The organism is Streptomyces sp. NPDC029041, from assembly GCF_040637515.1.
GTDB lineage: Bacteria > Actinomycetota > Actinomycetes > Streptomycetales > Streptomycetaceae > Streptomyces.
In genome coordinates this window covers 254144-271080 of record NZ_JBEZWO010000007.1, presented here as the reverse complement: position 1 = coordinate 271080, position 16937 = coordinate 254144, and the positions used below count along the sequence as shown (strand labels likewise).

16 protein-coding genes are annotated in these 16937 nt (G+C 70.7%); 7 read left to right on the top strand and 9 right to left on the bottom strand.

Features of this window, described 5'->3' with window-relative positions:
* Positions 1–6 precede the first annotated feature (6 nt).
* Together AB0F04_RS19885 and AB0F04_RS19880 are read left to right on the top strand one after the other, a co-directional pair.
* Positions 7–1356, top strand: coding sequence for a sugar ABC transporter substrate-binding protein (locus AB0F04_RS19885; RefSeq protein ID WP_362043230.1), 1350 nt, complete (start codon positions 7–9; stop codon positions 1354–1356).
* Positions 1357–1370: 14 nt separating this feature from the next.
* Positions 1371–2570, top strand: a complete 1200-nt coding sequence (locus AB0F04_RS19880; RefSeq protein WP_362043524.1) for a Gfo/Idh/MocA family oxidoreductase — start codon at positions 1371–1373, stop codon at positions 2568–2570.
* Between the two features lie 31 nt (positions 2571–2601).
* Here AB0F04_RS19880 and AB0F04_RS19875 read toward each other — a convergent pair whose 3' ends face one another.
* The 4 genes from AB0F04_RS19875 to AB0F04_RS19860 form a co-directional block, all read right to left on the bottom strand.
* Entirely contained in the window at positions 2602–3297 is a 696-nt protein-coding gene (locus AB0F04_RS19875; RefSeq protein ID WP_362043228.1) for a L,D-transpeptidase, read from the bottom strand.
* A gap of 180 nt (positions 3298–3477) precedes the next feature.
* Positions 3478–4392: an SDR family oxidoreductase gene (locus tag AB0F04_RS19870; RefSeq protein WP_362043227.1), complete on the bottom strand. Its 915-nt coding sequence runs from the start codon at positions 4390–4392 to the stop codon at positions 3478–3480.
* Positions 4393–4483: 91 nt separating this feature from the next.
* The gene (locus AB0F04_RS19865) at positions 4484–5113 is read right to left on the bottom strand and encodes an MBL fold metallo-hydrolase (RefSeq protein WP_362043225.1); all 630 of its coding nucleotides are present in this window, start codon (positions 5111–5113) and stop codon (positions 4484–4486) included.
* On the bottom strand, positions 5113–6201 hold the full coding sequence (locus AB0F04_RS19860) for an S-(hydroxymethyl)mycothiol dehydrogenase (protein ID WP_362043223.1): 1089 nt from the start codon (positions 6199–6201) through the stop codon (positions 5113–5115). The genes AB0F04_RS19865 and AB0F04_RS19860 overlap by 1 nt, the downstream gene beginning before the upstream one ends.
* Before the next feature lie 170 nt (positions 6202–6371).
* Between AB0F04_RS19860 and AB0F04_RS19855 the strand changes: the two genes are divergently transcribed.
* Both AB0F04_RS19855 and AB0F04_RS19850 read left to right on the top strand, forming a co-directional pair.
* Positions 6372–8126: an ABC transporter ATP-binding protein gene (locus AB0F04_RS19855; RefSeq protein WP_362043221.1), complete on the top strand. Its 1755-nt coding sequence runs from the start codon at positions 6372–6374 to the stop codon at positions 8124–8126.
* A 129-nt stretch (positions 8127–8255) separates the two neighbouring features.
* Positions 8256–8618 (top strand): nuclear transport factor 2 family protein, encoded by a 363-nt coding sequence (locus AB0F04_RS19850; protein ID WP_362043219.1) that lies wholly within the window; start codon positions 8256–8258, stop codon positions 8616–8618.
* Positions 8619–8655: 37 nt separating this feature from the next.
* Here the strand turns inward: AB0F04_RS19850 and AB0F04_RS19845 are convergent, their stop codons facing one another.
* Both AB0F04_RS19845 and AB0F04_RS19840 read right to left on the bottom strand, forming a co-directional pair.
* On the bottom strand, positions 8656–8841 hold the full coding sequence (locus tag AB0F04_RS19845) for a hypothetical protein (protein ID WP_362043217.1): 186 nt from the start codon (positions 8839–8841) through the stop codon (positions 8656–8658).
* A complete protein-coding gene (locus tag AB0F04_RS19840; RefSeq protein WP_362043215.1) occupies positions 8838–9128 on the bottom strand; it encodes a hypothetical protein in 291 nt (96 codons plus the stop codon). The genes AB0F04_RS19845 and AB0F04_RS19840 overlap by 4 nt, the downstream gene beginning before the upstream one ends.
* Positions 9129–9221: 93 nt before the next feature.
* Between AB0F04_RS19840 and AB0F04_RS19835 the strand changes: the two genes are divergently transcribed.
* Positions 9222–9572, top strand: a complete 351-nt coding sequence (locus AB0F04_RS19835) for a hypothetical protein (RefSeq protein WP_362043213.1) — start codon at positions 9222–9224, stop codon at positions 9570–9572.
* A gap of 42 nt (positions 9573–9614) precedes the next feature.
* Here the strand turns inward: AB0F04_RS19835 and AB0F04_RS19830 are convergent, their stop codons facing one another.
* Positions 9615–10274 (bottom strand): TetR/AcrR family transcriptional regulator, encoded by a 660-nt coding sequence (locus tag AB0F04_RS19830; RefSeq protein ID WP_362043211.1) that lies wholly within the window; start codon positions 10272–10274, stop codon positions 9615–9617.
* A 196-nt stretch (positions 10275–10470) separates the two neighbouring features.
* Between AB0F04_RS19830 and AB0F04_RS19825 the strand changes: the two genes are divergently transcribed.
* Positions 10471–11727 carry a YncE family protein gene (locus AB0F04_RS19825; RefSeq protein WP_362043209.1) on the top strand — a complete coding sequence of 419 codons (1257 nt, stop codon included), beginning with the start codon at positions 10471–10473 and terminating at the stop codon, positions 11725–11727.
* On the opposite strand, the gene AB0F04_RS19820 is transcribed toward AB0F04_RS19825, so the two are convergent.
* Together AB0F04_RS19820 and AB0F04_RS19815 are read right to left on the bottom strand one after the other, a co-directional pair.
* Positions 11720–13579: an endoglycosylceramidase gene (locus tag AB0F04_RS19820; protein ID WP_362043207.1), complete on the bottom strand. Its 1860-nt coding sequence runs from the start codon at positions 13577–13579 to the stop codon at positions 11720–11722. The genes AB0F04_RS19825 and AB0F04_RS19820 overlap by 8 nt on opposite strands.
* 82 nt (positions 13580–13661) lie before the next feature.
* Positions 13662–15635, bottom strand: coding sequence for a translation factor GTPase family protein (locus AB0F04_RS19815; protein WP_362043205.1), 1974 nt, complete (start codon positions 15633–15635; stop codon positions 13662–13664).
* A 190-nt stretch (positions 15636–15825) separates the two neighbouring features.
* Here AB0F04_RS19815 and AB0F04_RS19810 point away from each other — a divergent pair, with 190 nt between their 5' ends.
* A complete protein-coding gene (locus AB0F04_RS19810; protein ID WP_362043203.1) occupies positions 15826–16932 on the top strand; it encodes an XdhC/CoxI family protein in 1107 nt (368 codons plus the stop codon).
* The last annotated feature ends 5 nt before the right edge of the window (positions 16933–16937 follow it).

The following is a 16937-nucleotide window of genomic DNA, read 5'->3' as shown; positions in this document are numbered from 1 at the left end:
ACTGTGATGCGAATTCGACTTCGTCCGCTCGCCGCGGTGACCGGAGCGCTGGCGCTGTCCCTGGTCAGCGGATGCGCGCAGGGAGGTGCCGCCGGATCGTCCGCGAACACCGTCACGTACTGGCTGTGGGACGCCAACCAGCTGCCCGCCTACCAGGCCTGCGCCAAGGGGTTCGAGAAGGAGAACCCCGGACTGAACGTGAAAATAACCCAGTTGGGCTGGAGCGACTACTGGACCAAGCTCACCGCCGGGTTCATCGCGGGCACCCAGCCGGACGTGTTCACCGACCACATCCAGAACTTCGGCCAGTTCGCCGACCTGAAGGTCCTCGAACCGCTCGACGACCTCGGCATCAAGGACTCCGACTACCAGCCGGGCCTCGCCGCCAACTGGATCGGCCAGGACGGCCACCGCTACGGCGCCCCGAAGGACTGGGACACCGTAGCGCTGTTCTACAACTCCAAGATGACCCGGGCGGCCGGGCTCACTGCCGAGCAGCTGAACGGCCTCTCCTGGAACCCGCGGGACGGCGGCACCTTCGAGAAGGCCATCGCCCACCTCACCGTGGACAGGAACGGCAAGCGGGGCGACGAGCCGGGCTTCGACAAGGACAACGTCGAGGTCTACGGCATGGCCAGCAACGGCGGCGGCTTCGGCGACGGCCAGACCCAGTGGAGCAACTTCGCCGCCTCAGCCGGGTGGAACTACCTCGACAAGCCGCGCTGGGGCACGAAGTACCAGTACGACAGCAAGACCTTCCAGTCCGTCGTCCAGTGGTACTTCGGCCTGGCGAAGAAGGGCTACATGCCACCGCTGTCCGACTACAACGTCCAGTCCAACCAGGCGAACACCCAGGTGGCGGCGGGCAAGGCGGCCACCGCGTTCGACGGGGCCTGGATGATCTCCACCTACGCCGGCTTCAAGGGCAAGGACATCAAGACCGCCCTGACGCCGGTCGGCCCGACCGGCAAGCGCGCCACGATGATGAACGGCCTCGCCGACTCGATCACCAAGGCCTCCAAGAACAAGGCGGGCGCCCGCAAGTGGGTGGCCTACCTGGCCTCGGACCGGTGCCAGACCGTCGTCGGCAAGTCCGGCGTGGTCTTCCCCGCCACCCGGGCCGGGACGGAGGCGGCCGTCGCCGCGTACCGGGAGAAGGGCATCGACGTCTCGGCGTTCACCGAACCCGTGGCCGACAAGAAGCACTCCCGGACCTTCTCCTACCCGATCGCCAGCTACTCGGCGGACATGACGGCGCTCATGGCCCCTGCCATGGAGGACATCTACGGCAACGGCAAGCCCGTGAGCAGCCTCGATCAGACCAACGACCAGATCAACCTCATCCTCTCCCAGTGAAGGGCACGCGCTCCATGACGTTCTCCCTCGGCATCGTCGGCGCCGGCCAGTTCTCCGGCCAGTTCGCCACGCTGTTCCAGGCCCACCCCGGCGTCAGCGACGTCTACGTCACCGACCTGCTGCCGGAGCGGGCCGAACAGCTCGCCGCCGCCCAGGGGCTCGCCGGTACCTTCCCCTCGTACCAGGCCATGCTGGAGTCGGAGGACGTCGACGCCGTCGCGATCTTCACCCAGCGCTGGACGCACGGGCCGCTGGTGCTCCAGGGCCTCAACGCCGGCAAGCACGTGTACTCGGCTGTGCCCATGGCGATCAGCACGGAGGAGATCGCGGCGATCATCGACGCGGTCAAGGCCACGGGGCTGACCTACATGATGGGCGAGACCAGCGAGTACAACCCGGCCACGGTCCACGCCCGCAACCAGATCGCCGAGGGCGCCTTCGGGCGGCTGTTCTACGCCGAGGGCGACTACGTCCACGACATGGATCTCGGGTTCTACGAGGCCTACCAGTACAGCGGCGGCGAGAACTGGAAGGCGACCGCCAGCTATCCCCCGCTGCTGTACCCGACGCACGCGGTCGGCGGTGTGCTGGGCGCCTGGAGGACGCACGCCGTGAGCGTGTCGGCGATCGGTGTGGTCGACGACCGGGGCGACGGCGTCTTCGACAAGGACGTCAGCCAGTTCGGCAACGACGTCTCCAACGCCACCGCGCTGTTCGAGGTGGCGGGCGGCGGCTCGTTCCGTACGAACGAGTTCCGGCGGGTCGGTTACCCCTCGCACATACGGGAATCACGCTTCCGCTTCTTCGGCACCGAGGCGAGCATGGAGCAGCTCGCCACGGTCGCCCTGTGGCAGGACAAGCAGGGGGTGAAGGACATCAGCGAACTGCTGGAGCCCAAGCCCACCATGGCGCCCGACGACCCCTCGCTGCAGCACATCGCGCCGGAGCTGCGGGCCGCTTTCACCTCCGGGTCGGCGCCCGTGCACGACCGGGCGCGGCTGCCGAGGGAGTTCGACCACCTCCACAACGGCCACGAGGGCAGCCACCACTTCCTGGTGGACGACTTCGTGACCGCGGTCAACGACCGCACGCTGCCCTCGGTGAACGCCTGGGTGGCGGCCCGTTACACCCTGCCGGGCATCATCGCGCACGAGTCGGCACGGCAGGGCGGGGTCAGGCTGGAGATCCCGGACTTCGGGGACGCGCCCCAGTAGGGGACGCGAGGTTCGAGCCGGGTGCCTGTGATCAGGTGCCCGGCTTGCGGCCGTACACGAAGACGTCGTCGCCCTTCTTCAGCAGCGACCAGTACTTCTTGGCGTCGGTCTTGGTCATGTTGACGCAGCCGCGTGAGCCGGGCGGGTTCCACATGCTGACGTTCGCCTGGTGGAAGGCCTGGCCTCCGTCGAAGAACTGGGCGTAGGGCATCGGCACGTCGTAGATGGACGAGACGTGGTCGATGTTGCGCCAGTAGATCTTCTTCAGGCCGGTGCGGGTCTCGTCGCCGTTACGGCCGGTGCGGACCGGGACGGGTCCGTAGACGAGCTTCTTGCCGTCCTGGATCCAGCTCAGCTGGAGCGTCAGGTTCACACAGGCGATGCGGCCCTTGTTCACCGGGCACTTGCCGTCCTTGTTGGGGTTCGACCCGACGGCCTTCTGCTTCTGCATCAGGTCCATCACGCCCCAGGTGACGGATCCGGCGTAGCCGATGTTCGGCGTGATGCCGTGCTTGGTCTGGAAGGCCTGGATGGCCTTGCAGTCGGCGGCGGACTGCTTGCCGTCGACCGGACGGCCGAGGAACTTCTCGACCTGCTTCTGGTACGGGCCGGCCTGTGTGGTGCAGCTCGCGGCCTGGGCCGGTGCGGCGCCCAGTGCGAGCGTGAGCGGTGCCACCAGACCGGTGATCCCCAGTGCGACGGCGCTCCGTCTGCGTACGTCCCCCATGGCTGGTCATGCCCTTTCGCGAAAACGGGTCTGTGATGTCTGCCAGCTAGACGGACGAGGGGCGGTTCCGGTTGTGCGGTCGGGCGTGCTGGGACGGAACAGTGACATACCCCACCGGCACGGAGGGGACATATCCGTGCAGGTGGGGTCTTACTGACAACTGACTTCCGGGCGTCCTCGTCAGCGATAGCCGGTCGCGTCCGCCGGCTTCCCCGCGTCCTGGACCTCCACCAGGTAACGCCAGGCATCCGGGCGGCTGCCGTCGAGGTCGGTGAAGCCGTACGTCTGAGCGAGTCCGCCGCTGGAGAGGGACCGGCCGTTGAAGCGCGCCACGTCCGCGTCGGCGGCGAGTGCGGCCACGGCCCGGCCCACGTAGTGCGGGGTCTCGGAGATGGCGAAGTGGGGGACGCGTTCCAAGGCGTCGCGCCAGTTCTCCTCCCGTACTCCGAAACCGTCCAGCATCAGCTCCGAACGCAGCCAGCCGGGGGTGAGGGCGACGGCGGTTGCGCCGCGCGGGCCCAGTTCGTGGCCGAGGGCGAAGGCCATGCGCAGCACCGAGGCCTTGGCGAGGTCGTAGAAGAAGTTCACGCGGTAGTTCTCGCGGTTGTACTCGGCGGTGCCGTCGGTGACCTCGACGACGAGACCGCCGGGGTTGCGCAGCAGCAGGGGCAGGGCGTGGTGGCTGGTGACGGTGTGCGTCTCGACGGCGAGCCTGAGCAGGCGCAGGCCGTTGTCGAGGTCGTGCTCCCACAGGGGGGTCTCCCACTCGAAGAGCTTCTCGCCACCCCAGATGTCGTTCACCAGGACGTCGAGGCGGCCCTGCTCCTGCGCGATCCGGTCCACCAGCGCCTTGACCTGCGTCCGGTCGAGGTGGTCGGTGGGCACGGCGATGCCGTTGCCGCCCGCCGCGGTGACCAGGTCGGCGGTGTCCTCGATGGTCTCGGGGCGGTCGTACTCCGAGCGGCGGGCGCGGGTGGTGCGGCCGGTGACGTAGACCGTGGCGCCGGCCGCACCGAGTTCCACGGCGATCCCGCGCCCTGCGCCCCGGGTCGCACCCGCGACCAGTGCGACCTTGCCCTGCAACGGAGCTGACATGTCCGGCCTCCCATGACGGTGACTGCTTGGCGGCCTTCAGCGTGACGGGTAAGCCGGACATCTTCTGTCGCCTTTTACGGGCGAGTCGCGTTCAGTGGCCGCGCGTGATCCATTCCTCGAGGTGCGGGGCCTCCGCGCCGATGGTCGTGGAGTCGCCGTGGCCGGTGCGGACCGTCGTCTCCGACGGCAGGACGAGCAGCCGGTCGCGGATCGAGTCGATGATCGTCGGGAAGTGCGAGAAGGAACGGCCGGTGGCGCCGGGGCCGCCCTGGAAGAGGGTGTCGCCGGTGAAGACGGTGCCCAGTCCGGGGTCGTAGAGGCAGACCGCGCCGGGGGCGTGCCCCGGGGTGTGCAGCACCCGCAGGTCGGCGCCGCCTGCCTCCAGCACCTGGCCGTCGACCAGCCAGGCGTCCGGCTCGCGGTCCGGGTGGGTCTGCTTCCACAGCGGCAGGTCGTCGCGGTGCAGCCAGATGGTGGCCCCGGTGCGCTCGGCGAGGGCGGGGGCGGCGTCGATGTGGTCGTTGTGGGCGTGCGTGCACACGATGGCCGTGAGCCGCCGGTCCCCGACGGCCTCGGCGATGGCGTCGGCGTCGTGGGCGGCGTCGATGACGATCGCCTCGTGGTCGTCGCCGACGATCCACACGTTGTTGTCGACGTCCCAGGTGCCGCCGTCGAGGCTGAACTGCCCGGAGGTGACGAGGTGTTCGATGCGCGTCGTCATCACAGCACCACCACCGAGCGCAGCACGTCGCCGTGGTGCATCCGCTCGAAGGCCTTCTCCACCTCGTCGAGCTGAATGGTCTCCGTGACGAACGCGCCGAGGTCCAGGCGCCCCTGCAGGTGCAGGTCGATCAGCATGGGGAAGTCCCGGGAGGGCAGGCAGTCGCCGTACCAGCTCGACTTGAGTGCTCCGCCGCGGCCGAAGACGTCGAGCAGGGGCAGTTCGAGCTTCATCTCGGGTGTGGGGACACCGACGAGGACGACCGTGCCCGCGAGGTCCCGGGCGTAGAACGCCTGCTCGTACGTCTCCGGGCGGCCGACGGCCTCGATGACGACGTCGGCGCCGAAGCCGTTGGTGAGCTCGCGGATCGCCTCGACCGGGTCGTTCTCGCGCGAGTTGACGGTGTGCGTGGCGCCCATGGAACGGGCGGTCTCCAGCTTGCGGTCGTCGATGTCGACGGCGATGATCGTCGCCGCTCCGGCCAGCTGCGACCCGGCGATGGCCGCGTCGCCGACACCACCGCAGCCGATGACGGCGACCGAGTCGCCCCGGCCGACGTCACCGGTGTTGATCGCGGCGCCGATGCCGGCCATCACACCGCAGCCCAGCAGCCCGGCCACCTGTGGGGCGACGCGCGGGTCGACCTTGGTGCACTGGCCGGCCGCGACCAGCGTCTTCTCGGCGAAGGCGCCGATGCCCAGGGCCGGGGACAGCTCCTGGCCGGTCGAGGCGAGGGTCATCTTCTGCTGTGCGTTGTGCGTGTCGAAGCAGTACCAGGGCCGCCCGCGCAGGCAGGCCCGGCACTTTCCGCACACCGCACGCCAGTTGAGGATCACGAAGTCACCGGGCTCGACATCGCCGACGTCGGCGCCGACCGCTTCGACCACGCCCGCGGCCTCGTGGCCCAGCAGGAACGGGAACTCGTCGTTGATGCCGCCCTGCTTGTAGTGCAGGTCGGTGTGGCACACCCCGCAGGCCTGCACCCGCACCACGGCCTCGCCCGGCCCCGGGTCGGGCACCACGACCGTCTCGATCCGCACCGGCTCGTCCTTGCCGGGTGCGATCACGCCGCGTACTTCCTGGGCCATGGTGCTGACTCCTTCGTCGGCCGGGGTCCGTTCCCCTCCGACCCTACGCGCGACTGATCGGTAAGGGGCGCGGATCGGCCACCCGCTCCGCCCGCGAAGACGCGAAAGGGGCAGGCCGCGGGGGCGGCTGAGACGTAGCCTGAACGCTCCGCCGACGCCGAGGGAGCGCCGTGAGCATCGCAGAGACCGAGACGGCCACCCCCGCGTGGCGGCAGCTCCTCGGATACGTACGGCCGCACCGCTGGTCCCTGTTCGCCGGTGCGCTGCTGTCCCTGGTCACCGGGGCGACCGGGCTGCTGCTGCCGCTGGTGGCGCGGGACCTGATCGACGACCTGTCGCACGAGCGGGCCATCACCGGTGCCCTGCTGGCGATGTCGGCCCTGGTCGTGGCCAACGCGGCGCTGGGGGCGCTGGGTTCGTACGTGCTGACCCGCACCGCCGAGTCGGTGGTGCTCGGCGCGCGGCGCGCGCTGTCGTCGTATCTGCTGCGGCTGCGGATCACGGCCGTGGACCGCAGCGAACCCGGTGACCTGATGGCCCGCATCACCTCCGACACCACCCTGCTGCGGGCGGTCACCACCGACTCGCTGGTCGGCCTGGGCACGGGCGGGCTCACGCTCGTCGCCACGGTCGTGATGATGGGTCTGGTGGACACCGTGCTGCTGGGCGTCACCCTCGCTGTGATCCTGGGGGCGGGCGTGGTCCTCGGGGTGATCGTGCCGCGCATCAACAAGGCGAGCCGGCAGGCGCAGGACGCGGTCGGGGTCATGGGCGCCTCGCTGGAGCGGATCCTGGGCGCCCTGCGCACCGTGAAGGCGTCCGGCGCGGAGCACCGGGAGGAGCGGACGCTGCACGAGGCGGCGCAGGAGTCGTGGCGGCAGAGCGTGCGGGCCGCCAAGTGGTCGGCCGCCGCCGGCAACACGGCGGGGCTGTCCATGCAGGTCGCCTTCATCACGGTCCTCGCCGTGGGCGGCGCCCGGGTGGCGACCGGCGCGGTCGACGTGGGCACCCTGGTGGCGTTCCTGCTGTACGTCTTCTACCTGATGTCCCCGATCCAGCAGGTCGTCGGTGCGGTCACGCAGTACCAGACGGGAGCGGCGGCCCTGACCCGCATCGAGGAGGCACTGCGCCTTCCCGCCGAGCCGGCCGCCGAGGCGGCCGGCCTGCCCGAGCCCGGCGCGCAGCCCGCCGCCGTCACCTTCGACGACGTCCGCTTCCGCTACGCCGACGACCTTCCCTACGTCCACCACGGGGTCACGTTCACCGTGCCCGCGCAGGGCATGACGGCGTTCGTCGGCCCGTCCGGCGCCGGCAAGACCACCGTCTTCTCGCTGATCGAGCGGTTCTACGACCCGGAGTCCGGCGTGATCACCCTGGACGGGCGGGACCTGAACGACTGGGAGCTGCCGCTGCTGCGTGCCGCGATCGGCTACGTGGAGCAGGACGCCCCCGTCCTGTCGGGCTCCCTGCGGGACAACCTGCTGCTGGGAAATCCGGAGGCGGACGAGGACGCCCTCGCGCTTGTACTGAAGACGACCCGCCTCGACGGCCTGGTCACCCGGCTGCCCGGCGGCCTCGACACGCTGGTCGGGCACCGCGGCACCAAGCTGTCCGGCGGCGAGCGCCAGCGCGTCGCCATCGCCCGGGCGCTGCTGCGCCGCCCCCGGCTGCTGCTGCTCGACGAGGCGACCTCGCAGCTGGACGCGGTGAACGAGGCGGCGCTGCGCGACACCGTCGCGGACGTGGCCCGGACGACCACGGTCCTCGTCGTGGCGCACCGGCTGTCCACGGTGACGATGGCCGACCGGATCGTGGTGATGGACGCGGGCCGGGTCCGTGCCGTCGGTACCCACCGTGAGCTCGTGACCGGGGACCCGCTCTACGCGGAGTTGGCGGCGACGCAGTTCCTGGCCTCGGCGGACTGAGGTGAGAACCCGGGTGAAGCTCACTGTTTCCGCTGCGCTTGCCGTGACCGCCGGGCGGGAGGAGGCTCGGGAGTGAGACCCTCGCGGCCCGCTGCCGAGCGGGTCGCGGCCCTTCGAAGGAGGTCCATCATGGGAACCGCGGCAGACCCCGCCTTCGACGGAGAGACACTGCGCCGGGGCGTGGAAGGACAGCCGGACATCCTGCTCTCGCTCTACGCGGACGACGCGGAGTTCCGCATCGTCGACCACACCACCCAGCCCAGCCACCCCAAAGTCCTTCACGGCCGGGACGAGATCGGTCGCATGCTGGAGGACGTCTACAGCCGGGACATGACGCACAAGGTGGAGCGGTGCATCGTCCAGGGCGACGAGGCCGCCTACAGCGAGAGCTGTCAGTATGCAGACGGTGTGCGCGTCCTGTCCGAGTCCATGCTCACGCTGCGCGATGGCAAGATCGCGGAGCAGACCCTGATCCAGGCCTGGGACGATTAGGAGGAGCGACACCGCTGAGGTGGGACCCGGGGTGTGATCAGCGCATCCAGGCGCTGTACGACATTACGTCGCCCTCCTCGGCACCGAACGCGGGTTCCGGGGCCGTGAGGGTGCTCTCCAGTCCGAGGACGGCACCGGTGCCCGGGTCCATGATCAGCATGCGGCGGACGCCGCGGGAGTCGTTCACGTAGGCCTGGCCTCGCCGGCCCAGCCGGTCGGTCACCTGGCCGGCCGCAGTCCCTCCGCCGTGGCCAGGAGCCGGGCGAGCGCCGCGCTCTCGCGTGCGCCGAGGGTCCAGTGGTCCAGCAGCGTCGCCGTGGCGTCCAGCAGTTCAGGCGTGGTCAGCGGCCCGTCGGTGAACTGAGCCTCCGTCAGGTAGGCGCGCAGCCGCGCCGGGTCGTGGGGCGGGGGCGACTGGGGCGGGGCGTCGCTCCAGCTGGGCGGGTACGTCCGGTCGAGCAGGACGTGGCCCCTGGAGTGGGCGACGTCCTGCCCCCCGCCGCGGCACAACTTCGTCGCCCTGCCGAAGATACGCAGCGAGGCCCCGGCGTTCGACCTGCACCACGATGCCGTCGCGGCGGCCGAGCGGGAGCTGACGCACCGATGACCGCCATGGAGGGGCTCCCCGTGGACCTGCGGGCATTCCACAACGAGGTCGAGGGCCATCTCCTGGCCGCCGCTGCCCGCGAGGAGGCGCGTACGGCCGCCGCCCGCTTCGCCGCGGGGTTCGACCGGCTGCCGGAGGCGGAACGGGCGGAGGTGGCCCGGCGGTTCGCGGCGGAGCATCTCGCCCTCTCCCGGGCCTCGTGGCAGCGCACGGCCCGACGCGCGGAGGAACTGCGGGCCGAGTACGAGGCGGTCCACCGCAGGCTCCGGGCGTGGCTGCTGGCCGGAGTGCTGCTGGGAGTCGCGCTGCTGGTGGCGGTGGATCTCGTGGTGCTGGTGTGGGCCTAGCCGGTCAGGACCGGTCCAGGTCCCCGCCCCCCGCGGCCGCCGTCACCCCTCCGGCTTCCATCCCGGCGGCCACAGGATCCCCAGCAGCTGCCGGACCAGTTCGTCGACGACCTCGTCGAGCGTGGCGTCGACCCAGCCGGTGCTCCAGTCGTGCAGCAGGCCGTTGACGCTGCCGATGAAGGCGGTCGCGGGGAGGCGGTAGTCGCGGGGTGCGGCCTCTCCCCGTGCGGCGGCCGCGTCGGCCTCGGCGCAGATGAGGTCCACCCAGCCGGCCCGGCGCGCGAGCCGCTGCTCCTCCAGGTGCGGGCTGACACCGATGATCTCGACGAAGGTGATGCGGATCCGGCGCGGATCGGCGGTGACGTTCCCGGCGTAGGCGCGGAAGATAGCCGTGGCGCGTTCCGCGAGGGGCAGGTCGGCCGCGCCCGCGGCGGCCTCCAGCACCGCGGCCTCGGCCCAGCCGTTGACCTGGAGGTGCAGTGCGGCGAGCACGTCCTCGAGGGTGCGGAACTCCTCGTAGAACTGCCGGGTGGACAGCCCGGCCGTCTCGCTGAGGGCCGCGACCGTGGTGGAGCGGAAGCCCGGGGTGTCGCCGAACAGCCGCAGCGCGGCGTCGAGGAACCGCCGGCGTCGCTCGGCCTGCCGCTCCCCGGCCGTCTTGCCGCCGTAGCGGCCGGTCGGCGCTCTGAGTCTGCCCGGCACCGGCTCTCCCTTCGTCGTCCGACCACCGATTTTGTCGTGCACGCGGTCTTGTGGAGAAGGCCGCCCCTTCCTTACTTTTCAGTAAGTTGACTCTGAAAGCACGCGTGTTCAGTTTCCGCACGTGGCCCGATTTGGCATGTCCCACTCACGTAGCTCGCCCCCCAGCAGCGACCCCACAGCAGAGAGGGGAGCCGTCATGCCCGTCTTCCGACGCCGGCACCTGTGCTCCGTAGCCGCAGCCCTGGCCCTGACCGCCACCGTTCCCGCGACCACCGCCACCGCGGCCGCTCCGGGCTCCTCCGCCGCGCTGCGCGAGGTGCTGTTCGTGGGCAACAACTGGGACGGCACCGCCGACGTCATCCGCTCCAGCGGTGACTTCGCGAAGATCGGCCGGATCAACGTCATCCCCGACAAGGACGAGCGGATGGCGGCGATCAACGCCGATCCGATCAAGTGGATCTACTTCATGGCGATCCGCAACAGTGTCGGTGAGGGGCACGACCAGTTCGTCGACGACATGTACTCGACGCCGGACGGAAAGTCGGTGGTCGTCTCCCGGCCGAGCTTCGCCGACGTCGTGTCGATCGACCTCGCCTCCGGGCGGCTCAACTGGCGCTTCCCGGTGTCCGGTTACCGCTCCGATCACATGGCGGTCTCCCCCGACGGCAAGCGGGTGGCGGTGTCGGCGTCGACCTCGAACACCGTGCACGTGCTGGACATCGTCTCCGGTAAGGAGCTGGGCAAGTTCGGCACCGGCGACAAGCCGCACGAGAACATCTTCACCCAGGACGGCAAGTACATCTACAACATGGCGATCGGCGACGTGAACACGCAGACCGACGCTCCGTGGCTGGACTGGACGAAGGGCGACCGGCGCATCACCGTCGTCGACGCCAGGACGTTCGAGCAGGTCAAGGTCATCGACATGCGCCCGCAGCTGGACGCGCTCGGCCTCAAGGACTACTCCGACGCCGTCCGCCCGGCCGTCTTCTCGCCGGACGAGTCGAAGCTGTACTTCCAGGTCTCGTTCTTCAACGGCTTCTTCGAGTACGACATCGCCACCGAGAAGATCACCCGGACCAAGACCCTGCCGAAGAACCCGGCGACCGGCGACGACCGCACGACCTTCGTCAACGACTCGCGCCACCACGGCATCTCGATGAGCCCGGACGGGCGCAAGCTGTGCGTCGCGGGCACGATGGACGACTACGCCACCGTCGTCGACCGCGCCACCCTCCAGGAGGGCCCGCTCGTCACCGCCTCCAAGCCCTACTGGGCCACGGTCAGCGGTGACGGCAAGTCCTGCGTGGTCTCCGAGAGCGGCACCGACCAGGTCACGGCCATCGACTTCGCCACCGGGAAGAAGGTCGTGTCCGTACCGGTCGGTGACCACCCGCAGCGCGTCCGGCTCGGCCATGTAGCCGCCGGCTGGACGAGCCCGTCCGCTAGTTGACCTCCTTCGCCGCCCAGGCCGCCAGTTCCGAGCGGGCCGCGGCGAGCAGATCCGCCGCGGGAGCCGTCGCCCCATTGGTCACCAGCGCGTAGTGCAGGACGCCCGAGTCCGGCGCGGTGAGCAGCAGGCGGCGGCTGCCCGTGCCTCCGGGCTCCTGGGCCACGCCGACCGGGGTCGAGGCGGTGTACGACGGCGGGGCGTGGGTCGCGCCCAGATCGGAGACGACCGTGGTGGACGCGGTCGGGAAGCTTGCCGGGAGGTGCAGTTCGGTGGGTGCCGAGCCGCCGTTCGAGCGCCACAGCAGCAGCCCGTACTGCCCTGACCCCACGAGTCGTTGCACGTTCGGCAGTGAGCCGGGCACCGGGTTCCAGGTCAGGGTCGTCGAGCCGTCCCGGGAGCGGTCCTCGTAGGTGAAGCCGACGGTCTCACCGGCCGTGGCGCTCGGGTAGAGACGGTCCAGGAGCCGGGCGTCCTGGCGCAGCACGGGCCTGCCCGCGTCGTCGAGGCGTACGGCGGACAGGTCCTCGTCGTTCCAGGCGTCGCCGGCGGTGAGCACCTTGCCGGGGTTGCCGTTCATCGGTTCGTGGTGACGGCCGTTGTAGATGTCCCACTGCCACTGGGAGCCGGAGAGCACGGGCCCCGAGGCCGCCGGGTCGGACCACCAGTCGGCGCCTTTGAGGCGTGAGTCGAGTGCCTGGTACATCGCCTTGAGAACGGTTGGCGCCTTGTCGGAGACGTTGCCCGCGAGCGGGTGCCCGAATTCGCTGACCACGGCGGCCGTCCGCGCGGCGGCGGCCCGGTCGCGGACAGTGCGGAAGTCGCCCGCGTACTGGCCGTCCGCCGCCTTGCCCCACATGAAGACACCGGAGATGGCCTTCTGGTCGTAGAAGTGCGTGTTGAAGACGTAGCGCGGTCCCAGGGCGCCGGCGTCCAGCAGGCCGCCCTCCTGCTTCTGGAAGTCGATGTTGGCGTTCCAGAAGAGGTTCGGCTCGACGAACGCGGGCTTGTCACGCCACCCGGCCGTGTCCATGCGGGCCCGGAACTTCTCGTAGAACGGCCAGAGCACGTCCTTCTCCCAGGCGCGGCTGGTCTGCCCGGAGTCGTAGGCACCCGCGTGCGGTTCGTTGTACGGGTCGAAGCCGGCGATGCCCTTGAACTGGTCGGCGCTGAGGTGCTGTTGCACGTACGCCATGGTCTTCTGAGCGGTGGCGAGGAAGGCGTCCTGCACGCCGTGCGCGTTGTGCCAGAAGTCGTACGAGGCACGCTTCACGGCCTCGTTCTGGGTGATGTTCTGCCCCCAGAAGAGGCAGATGCCGCAGGACTCGTCGGGGTAGTTCCCTGCGTCCACGGCCCACTTGGGAGCGCCGTCGCCGGTGTACCAGCTGTCGGTGTCGAAGAGGTGCCGGGAGTAGAGGTCCTGGTGGAAGTCGGGGTAGACCCGGATGCCGGCGTCGAGGAAGGCCTTCATCTGGTCGGTGGCCGCGGCCAGGTAGGCGGTGTCCACCTGGCGGCGTTCGGGCTCGGCGTAGGCCCAGGACAGCAGGAAGCGCACGGTGTTGCCGCCGCCGAGGGCGCGCAGCGCGGTCGCCGACTTGCGGGCGTCGGCGACCGACGCGAAGGGCAGGCCCTTGTTCTCCGCGAGCTTGGTCTCGCCGGAGACGTTGTAGCCGCGCAGCACGATCTCGCGCCCGTGGGCGTCGGTGAAGCGGCCGTCGCGCACGGTGACGGTGGGGTCGTCGAACCAGAGGGAGCCGGACGGGGGCGCGGCGGTGGCCGGCGGGACGCCCGCCACCGACACCGAACCGAAGAGGACGATCAGGACGACCAGGAGACGCGCTCGGATAGTCGGCATGTCCACTACAGTCCGGCGATATCAGGACACCGTCAACACCCCTGACTCCAGAGTAAGTTCCCATTCGCTGAACCCTCGCAGGTCAACCACCCACCCTTCGTGTCACGTTCAACAAGTACTCCTTCCTGTTCAGCGGGTTGTGGTCGGTGCGGGGGCGCTCGGGGATCGTGCCGTGCGTGACGGGTGCGTAGTGGGCGAAGGAGCTCTCCAGCTCGCCCTCGCCCCGGGTGAGCCCCGGCAGAATCTGCTGGAGGGAGTGCACCCGGGCGGCCGGCACGGTGCCTTCGAGAACGCACAGGTCGTCTCGGTTCCGCGTCGTCTCGGGTACGGCCGCGAGCTGGGCCAGCACCGGCAGCAGGGCGCCGAGGGTGTCGGCGGGCGCCTCGATGCGGAAGCGGTGCATCGGCTCGTGCACCCGCGTACCGGCCCGCCGCAGCGCCTCGACGAGCACCAGCGGGGTGACACCGCGAAAGTCGGCGCCCGTACTCGACATGCTCTTGTCGAAGCCCTGGTGGGCATGGCTCTGGCGGGGCGAGTAGCCGCTGTGGGTCATGGTGACCACGCAGTCGGTGACCTGCCAGCCGTGCAGGCCCTGGTCGAGGGTCTCGCCCACGGTGTCCTCGACGGCCCTGAAGAAGGCGTACGGCATCGACCCGAGCTCGACCTCCAGCCGGAAGCGGACGCCCGAGCCGACGGGTGCCGGCTCGACGCGCAGGCCGACCGTCGCGAGGAACGGGTTGGGGTCCTTCTTGTTGAACTCCACGGCCTGCCCGGTGCCGACGAGCCGTTCGACGCACAGGGGCGTCGTCTCGCGGAAGGCGACGTCGAGGCCGTACTCCTCGGCGAGGGTCGCCTGGATGACCTCCTTCTGCACCTCGCCGTACAGGGAGACGGAGGTCTCCTGACGGCGTTCGTCGCGACGCAGGCCGATGAGCGGGTCCTGCTCGGCCAGCTGGGTGAGCGCCAGGTGCAGCGCCCCTCTGTCGACGTCCGGGCCGGGGACGACGACCGTCTCCAGTGTCGGCGGGGCGAAGAAGTGCTCGTACGCCGACCGGGGTTGGCCGATCGCGTCACCGATGCGGATGTCGCCGAGCCCGGTGAGGCGGGCGATCCGGCCGGCTGCCACGGAGTCCTCGCGGACGTCCGTGCCGTCGCCGAAGACGCTGATGCCGGTGACCCGGCCCTCGGCGCCGTCCGCCCCGAAGGGGACCCGGTCGCGGGTGCGCAAGGTCCCGGAGAACATGCGGGCGTAGGCGACCTTCTCCCCCGCCGGGCCCCGGTCCACCTTGAACACGGTGGCGGAGACCGGGCCGTCCGCGTCCCCGTCGGCCACCGGCAGCAGGGTCTCGATGCCGGACAGCAGCGGCTCCACTCCCGCGCCCGTGGCGGCGGAGCCGAAGTACACCGGGTGGACGAGCGCCTCCCTCGTCTGCGCGAGGAGGGACCCGTGCAGCAGCTCGTCCGTGACGGTGTTCTCGACGTACGCGGACAGCAGGGCGTCGTCGTGCCCGGTCAGGACGTCGAGGGCACCGGCCGGTCCGGGGCCGGGGACGAAGCGGGCCGCGCGCGTGCCGAGGCCGGCGGCGGTCCCCATCGGCACGATCGCGGGAGTCAGCCGCGCCGCGATCTCCCGCAGCACCGCCTCGTGGCGTGCCCCGCTCCGGTCGATCTTGTTGACGAAGAGCAGGGTCGGGATGCGCAGCCGCTGGAGCGTCCGCATCAGCACCCGCGTCTGCGCCTGCACGCCCTCCACGGCGGAGATCACGAGGACGACGCCGTCCAGCACGCCGAGGACGCGCTCCACCTCGGCGATGAAGTCCGGGTGGCCGGGGGTGTCGATGAGGTTGACGGTCACGCCGTCGAGCGGGAACGAGACGACGGCGGACTTGATGGTGATACCGCGCCGGCGTTCCAGGGCGAGGGTGTCGGTGCGGGTGTTCCCGTCGTCGACGCGGCCGATCTCGTCGATCACCCCGGCCGAATGGAGCAGTCGCTCGGTCAGGCTGGTCTTACCGGCGTCGACATGGGCGAGAATTCCAAGGTTGAGCAGGTGCACGAAGCGTCATGTCCTTCGGAGAGAGGTCCGTTCCTGGCTGGGGGGACATGCACGCAGTGCGCATTCGGAACTCCTCGGGACTCGCCGATCTCGCTGTCCTGTGCAGTGCAGCAGACGCGTGCCGGGGGCCACAACGGAATTAACCGCCACGGGGGTACCCGGCGGGGCGTCCGACGGAGAGGAGTGGCTCGTGCGTGACGTTCTGCCGGTGCTGGGCCGCTGGTACGCGGCCGGGGTCCCGTTCGGCCTCGCCACGGTCGTCGGGGTCAGCCGCAGCGCGCCGCGCGATCCGGGGGCGGCGATGGCGGTGGGCCCGGACGAGGAGGTCGTCGGCAGCGTGTCCGGGGGCTGTGTCGAGGGCGCGGTGTTCGAGCTGGCGCAGGCCGTCGCCGCGGACGGCGAGGCCCGGCTCGAGACCTTCGGCTACAGCGACGACGACGCCTTCGCGGTCGGCCTGACCTGCGGCGGCGAGATCACACTGCTCGTGCGGGCCGTCACGCCCGAGTGGGATCCCGGCTTCGGCGCGGTCGCGGAATCGGTCGCGGCGGGCGAGCCGGTCACCGTGGCGACCGTGGCCGACGGACCGGCGCCGCGCGGAGCCGCCCTCGCCGTGTGGCCGGACCGGACCCTCGGCACGCTCGGCACACGCGGCCTGGACGCGGCCGTGACCGCCGACGCCCGCGGCGAACTCGCCCTCGGCGCGACCGGCATGCGGCACTACGGACCCGAGGGACAGCGCCGCGAGGACGCCGTCAGCGTGTTCCTGCAGTCTTTCGCGCCACCGCCGCGGATGCTGGTGTTCGGCGCGATCGACTACGCCGCGGCCGTGGCCCGCATCGGCGGCTTCCTCGGCTACCGGGTCACCGTCTGCGACGCCCGCCCCGTCTTCGCCACGCCCCGGCGCTTCCCCGAGGGCGTCGAGGTGGTCGCCCGGTGGCCGCACCGCTATCTGCGCGAGACCGACACCGACGAGCGCACCGTGATCTGTGTGCTCACGCACGACCCCAAGTTCGACGTGCCGTTGCTGACGGAGGCACTGCGCCGGCCGGCCGCCTACATCGGGGCGATGGGCAGCCGCCGCACCCACACCGACCGGGCCGCACGACTGGCCGAGGCCGGGCTCACGGAACGCGAACTGTCCCGGCTGCGCTCACCGGTGGGCCTGGACCTGGGGGCCCGGACACCCGAGGAGGTGGCGGTGTCCGTGGCCGCCGAGATCGTGGCGCTGCGCTGGGGCGGCACCGGAGCGCCGCTCACCGCGACGGAGGGGGCGGTGCATCCGCGCGGGTCCTCCTGACACAG

Excerpts from the sequence above, each read along its gene's own strand:
- AB0F04_RS19860 (WP_362043223.1), bottom strand. The coding sequence starts at position 6,201 with ATGGCCCAGGAAGTACGCGGCGTGATCGCACCCGGCAAGGACGAGCCG.
- AB0F04_RS19820 (WP_362043207.1), bottom strand. The coding sequence starts at position 13,579 with ATGCCGACTATCCGAGCGCGTCTCCTGGTCGTCCTGATCGTCCTCTTC.
- AB0F04_RS19880 (WP_362043524.1), top strand. The coding sequence starts at position 1,371 with ATGACGTTCTCCCTCGGCATCGTCGGCGCCGGCCAGTTCTCCGGCCAG.
- AB0F04_RS19835 (WP_362043213.1), top strand. The coding sequence starts at position 9,222 with ATGACCGCCATGGAGGGGCTCCCCGTGGACCTGCGGGCATTCCACAAC.
- AB0F04_RS19850 (WP_362043219.1), top strand. The coding sequence starts at position 8,256 with ATGGGAACCGCGGCAGACCCCGCCTTCGACGGAGAGACACTGCGCCGG.
- AB0F04_RS19865 (WP_362043225.1), bottom strand. The coding sequence starts at position 5,113 with ATGACGACGCGCATCGAACACCTCGTCACCTCCGGGCAGTTCAGCCTC.
- AB0F04_RS19885 (WP_362043230.1), top strand. The coding sequence starts at position 7 with ATGCGAATTCGACTTCGTCCGCTCGCCGCGGTGACCGGAGCGCTGGCG.
- AB0F04_RS19825 (WP_362043209.1), top strand. The coding sequence starts at position 10,471 with ATGCCCGTCTTCCGACGCCGGCACCTGTGCTCCGTAGCCGCAGCCCTG.
- AB0F04_RS19875 (WP_362043228.1), bottom strand. The coding sequence starts at position 3,297 with ATGGGGGACGTACGCAGACGGAGCGCCGTCGCACTGGGGATCACCGGT.
- AB0F04_RS19870 (WP_362043227.1), bottom strand. The coding sequence starts at position 4,392 with ATGTCAGCTCCGTTGCAGGGCAAGGTCGCACTGGTCGCGGGTGCGACC.